Origin of the sequence: Nonomuraea antri (genome assembly GCF_013283785.1) — a bacterium.
Classification (GTDB): Bacteria; Actinomycetota; Actinomycetes; order Streptosporangiales; family Streptosporangiaceae; genus Nonomuraea; species Nonomuraea antri.
Genome location: NZ_JABCPZ010000414.1, coordinates 1 through 4,396 on the forward strand (window position 1 = coordinate 1; position 4,396 = coordinate 4,396).

Here is a 4,396-nt window from a genome sequence, read left to right on the forward strand (position 1 = left end):
GCCGCGGCGTGGGCGGGCGGGGAGACGGCGACCACGCCGGCGGCCAGCACGGCGACGGACGTCAGCACGGAGCGGATACGCACGGGACACTCCTGCGGTGGGGGTAATGATCGGAATCGATCACTTTGGTGGCGGAAGATGCCGATGGAACGGTACTAAATCGGTCCGGGTGCCGGTAGGGCACCCGGACCCGCGTGCGGGGTCACCGTCGTCGGCGGCGCGGCTGCACCTGCGGGGGCTGGTCCGGGGTGTGTGGGCGTTCGACGCGGGTGGGGTTGCCGCGGACGAGCTCGTCGTGGACGCGCCGCCGGGCGGCGGTGACGGCGCGCTCCGCCAGCTCGTCGCCGTGCTCGATGCGCTCGCGCAACAGCCGCAGCGCGAGGCGGCGGTTGAGGCTGAACTGCCGCTCGGTGTCGACCACGACGACGATCCCGGTGGGCCGGTGGGTCGCCCGCGCTGCCGTCTCGGCCTTGTCGCGATGCCGGCCGCCGGGGCCGCCGGTGCGGCAGGCGACGACGTCGACGTCCGCCTCGGCGAACGTCGTGCGCGGGGCGTCGACCTCGCACGGCCGGGCGATGACGTACCAGTTCTTGCGGCCGGTGCCGGCCCGGTAGGGGCTGGGGGCCTGCCAGCACAGGGTGCCGGTCCAGGCGGCGGCGAACGCCTCGGCGCCGTCCCCCGAGATGCGGACGAGCACCGACCGGTACGTGCCAGGACGCTCGCCCGGCACGACGTCCGCCCGGTGGGTCTCCAGGCCCAGCCCGGCGGCTTCGGTCTCCAGCCGGCGCAGCAGCCTGGCCAGGGCCCACGCGCACTCCTGCGGGCCGCGTCCGGCCGACAGCAGCAGATGGACGCTCACCGGCGCCCCCGCCCGCGGCGGCCGCCCGGCGCGGACCCGGCGTCCGGCGTCTTGTACGTGACCAGCGGGACCGTGGTGGCCACCGGCGTGGCCAGGCCGTGCTGGACGAGGTCGCCGACCACCTGCTCGATGCGCTTGTAGGCCGTCGGCGCCTCCTCGAACAGCAGTTGCCGGTCACCGCACACCACCAGCGACCCGACTGGGGTGCGGCGCAGCTCGTCCACCGTGTGCTTGGCCTTCCCGCGGCGCAGCGCGTCCGCACGGGACATCTTGCGCCCCGCGCCGTGCGCCACCGAATGGCCGGCCTCCGGCCCGGCGTGGCCGACGACCAGGTAGGACGGGGTGCCGCGAGTGCCGGCGACGAGCACGTCACGGCCGTCGCCCGGCGCCGCCCCCTTGCGGTGCAGGTAGGTGCCGTCGCGGACCTCGACCAGGTTGTGGCACTGGTCGACGATCGGCTCCGTGGGCTCGGCGCCCAGGGCGTGCGCGACCCTGGCCGCCAGCAGCCGCCGGTTGAGCGACCCCCACCGTACGGCGTCGTCGTGCAGGGCCAGGTACGCGTCCGGGTCGGGGGCGGGACCCGCGCCGTGGACCTCGGTGTGCGCCCGCAGGATCCGCTCGCCCAGCCCGCGGGAACCGCTGTGGACGACGAGCACCAGGTCACCGGCGTCGAGCCCGAGCCGGCTCGCGTGGCCGGGCTCGAACACGGTGCCGACGCGGGCCAGCTCGACGAAGTGGTTGCCCCGGCCGACCGTCCCGAGGCCTTCGGTGTGCCCGGCCGGGATGTCGCCCGCCACGACGTCCCAGGCCGGATCGCCGGCGTCCCGCTCGGGGTCGAGCGCGCGGTCGAGGTCGGGGAAACGTCCGGCCAGCTTCTCGGGGACGGCGCGCCTGAGCCTGATGGGGAACACCGCGATGCCGCACCCGATGTCGGAGCCGACCAGGAACGGGTACAGGACGGCCGACAGCATGGCGGCGCCGATGGGTGCGCCCTTGCCGGGGTGCAGGTCGGGCATGCCGGCGACGTGCATCATGCCGTCGAGCGCGGCCACCTGGTGGCACTGCGCGACCGCGTCGGACTCGATCCAGCTGGTGGGGGAGGCGAACACGGTGACCGTGGCCGTGGTGGCGGGCGGTGTCGGGGAGTGTTGCTGGGACAAAGACGCGCTCTCTTCGCTGAGGTTCAAGCCGAGGTTTCTAGCTGAGGTCTTCGCTGCGGTTTCGCTGCGGTTTTCGCTGAAGAAGGATGGAGGCACGCGGCATCATGGCGGCGAGTGAGCGCCGCGGCAGCGCGGAAGGGCGGTGCTGTCCGTCAGATCCTCATGCGCCAAGCGTTCCCCGCGCCCGCCACGCGAGGCAACCGATTTTCCGCCGGACATCCCGGTCACAGGGGTCCGCGACGGACCCCCGCGACACGGCACCGGCCTCCCAGCAGACGGCGTCGAGCGCCGCGGTGATCTCGCGGGCGGGCAGCACCCGGTCGGCGAGCGCGGCGGTGGTCTTGTGCCCGGACCGGCCCTTGGGCGCCTTGGCGAGCACGTGCCCGGCGACGCCAGTGGCCGAGGTCAGGGCGATGGACGCCTGCGTGGCGGCCCGATGCGGGAACCGGCGCTCCCAGGTGGGCTCAGGGTTTGCAGTCCGGGACGTGCTCCCGCAACCCCAGCTGGCCCTCGTAGATGGCCACCTTGTGGGTGATCAGCTTGAGGCATTCGCTGAGCTCGTCCATCTGGGCGAGCACCCGCTCCCGATGTTCGCGCAGCACCTCCAGCCGATCCACCTCGTTGCCCTGCCCCGCCCTGACGAGCTCGGTGTAGCGCCGGATGTCGGTCAGCGGCATGCCGGACGCGCGCAGCCGGATGCACACGCCCAGCCAGTCGACGTCACCCTCGCTGTAGACCCGATGCCCGGCCGTTCCCCGGCGTACCGGCTGGGTCAGCAGCCCCTCCCGCTCGTAGAACCGGAGCGTGTGCACGCTGAGCCCGGTGCGCTCGGCGACCTGGCCGATACTCAACTCCGACATGCGGCCAGTTTGACCTAGAGCCGACTCTAGATTCTACGGTTCCGAGGTATGAGATATCGCATCCTCGGCGGCACCGGCATCGAGGTCAGCACCTACTGCCTGGGCACCATGATGTTCGGCTCGGCCGGCAACCCCGACCACGACGACAGCATCCGCGTCATCCACACCGCGCTCGACCACGGCATCAACTTCGTCGACACCGCAGACATGTACTCGGCGGGCGAGTCCGAGGAGATCGTGGGCAAGGCGCTGCAGGGCCGGCGGGACGAGGTGGTGCTGTCGACCAAGGTGCACTTCCAGATGGGGGAGGGGCGCAACAGGAGCGGCAACTCGCGTCGTTGGATCATGCGTGCGGTCGAGGCGAGCCTCAAGCGGCTGCGCACCGACTGGATCGACCTTTACCAGATCCACCGCCCCGACCACCGGACCGACATCGAGGAGACCCTCTCCGCGCTGACCGACCTGGTACGTCAGGGCAAGATCCGGGCCTTCGGCAGCTCCGCCTTCCCCGCGCACGAGACGGTGGAGGCCTACCATGTGGCCAGGCAGCGCGGCCTGTACCGGTTCCGCACCGAGCAGCCGCCGTACAACATCCTGGCACGCGGCATCGAGGGCGACGTCCTGCCGACCGCGCAGCGGCTCGGTATGGGCGTGCTCACCTACAGCCCGCTGGGCTGGGGATTCCTGACCGGCCGCTACCGCAAGGGACAGCAGATCGACCTGTCACAGGGCCGTGCCGCACGGGCGCCGGAACGGTTCGACCCGTCTATCCCGGTCAACGCGGCCAAGCTGGAGGTCGTCGAGGAACTGGTGAAACTGGCGGACGAGCTCGGCTGCTCCCTGCCGGCGCTGGCCGTCGCCTTCGCCGCGTCCCACCCGGCGGTCACCTCGGTCATCCTCGGCCCGCGCACGATGGAGCAGCTGGACGGGTTGCTGAAGAGCGCTTCGCTGGTGCTCGACGACGCGGTGCTGGACCGGATCGACGAGCTCGTGCCGCCGGGCACCAACGTCTACCACCCGGTCGGCCTCTGGAGCCCGGCCCCGCTGACCGACCCGGCACTGCGCCGCCGCCCCGTGGACGACCGCGCCGCGAGCTGACCGCAGCGGCGCGGCCGTCTCGTCGGGGACGTGGGCCGCGTCGGTAGGATCTTGGTCATGAGGCCGGTGCTCGTGTTCGACGGAGACTGCGGGTTCTGCACGGTGTGCGTCGCGTTTGTCCGGCGGCATCTGCGGACCCGGGCCGAGATCGTCGCCTGGCAGGCCGCCGACCTCGGCGAGCTCGGGGTGACGCGCGAGCAGGCGATCTACGAGCTGCTGTGGGTCGGCGAGCGCCGGGTGCACGGCGGCGCGCAGGCGGTGGCCAAGCTGCTGATCGACGCCGGATTGCCGTGGAGCCCGCTCGGGCTGCTGCTGCGGCTGCCGCCGATCCGGTGGGTGGCGCACGGGGTGTACCGGCTCGTCGCGGGCAACCGCCACCGCCTGCCCGGCGGCACCGCGGCCTGCGCCATCCCCGCGAC

Annotated in this window: 6 protein-coding genes; 2 read left to right on the forward strand and 4 right to left on the reverse strand. The window is 72.7% G+C overall.

Going from position 1 to position 4,396, the window contains the following annotated elements:
* Positions 1 to 202: 202 nt before the first annotated feature.
* The 4 genes from prfH to HII36_RS53515 all read right to left on the reverse strand — a co-directional run bounded on the left by prfH (position 203) and on the right by HII36_RS53515 (position 2,879).
* On the reverse strand, positions 203 to 859 hold the full coding sequence (gene prfH, locus HII36_RS53500) for a peptide chain release factor H (RefSeq protein ID WP_173531081.1): 657 nt from the start codon (positions 857 to 859) through the stop codon (positions 203 to 205).
* Positions 856 to 2,046: an RNA ligase RtcB family protein gene (locus tag HII36_RS53505; protein ID WP_236005163.1), complete on the reverse strand. Its 1,191-nt coding sequence runs from the start codon at positions 2,044 to 2,046 to the stop codon at positions 856 to 858. The genes prfH and HII36_RS53505 overlap by 4 nt, the downstream gene beginning before the upstream one ends.
* Positions 2,047 to 2,179: 133 nt before the next feature.
* Positions 2,180 to 2,398 (reverse strand): hypothetical protein, encoded by a 219-nt coding sequence (locus HII36_RS53510; protein ID WP_173531082.1) that lies wholly within the window; start codon positions 2,396 to 2,398, stop codon positions 2,180 to 2,182.
* A gap of 85 nt (positions 2,399 to 2,483) precedes the next feature.
* A complete protein-coding gene (locus HII36_RS53515; protein WP_173531083.1) occupies positions 2,484 to 2,879 on the reverse strand; it encodes a MerR family transcriptional regulator in 396 nt (131 codons plus the stop codon).
* A gap of 48 nt (positions 2,880 to 2,927) precedes the next feature.
* Here HII36_RS53515 and HII36_RS53520 point away from each other — a divergent pair, with 48 nt between their 5' ends.
* Positions 2,928 to 3,977 (forward strand): aldo/keto reductase, encoded by a 1,050-nt coding sequence (locus HII36_RS53520; RefSeq protein ID WP_173531084.1) that lies wholly within the window; start codon positions 2,928 to 2,930, stop codon positions 3,975 to 3,977.
* Between the two features lie 57 nt (positions 3,978 to 4,034).
* The coding region (locus HII36_RS53525) for a thiol-disulfide oxidoreductase DCC family protein (protein ID WP_173531085.1) at positions 4,035 to 4,396 on the forward strand (362 nt) is incomplete at its 3' end.

Coding starts and splice junctions, on each gene's coding strand:
- HII36_RS53520 (WP_173531084.1), top strand. CDS start 2,928: ATGAGATATCGCATCCTCGGCGGCACCGGCATCGAGGTCAGCACCTAC.
- HII36_RS53515 (WP_173531083.1), bottom strand. CDS start 2,879: ATGTCGGAGTTGAGTATCGGCCAGGTCGCCGAGCGCACCGGGCTCAGC.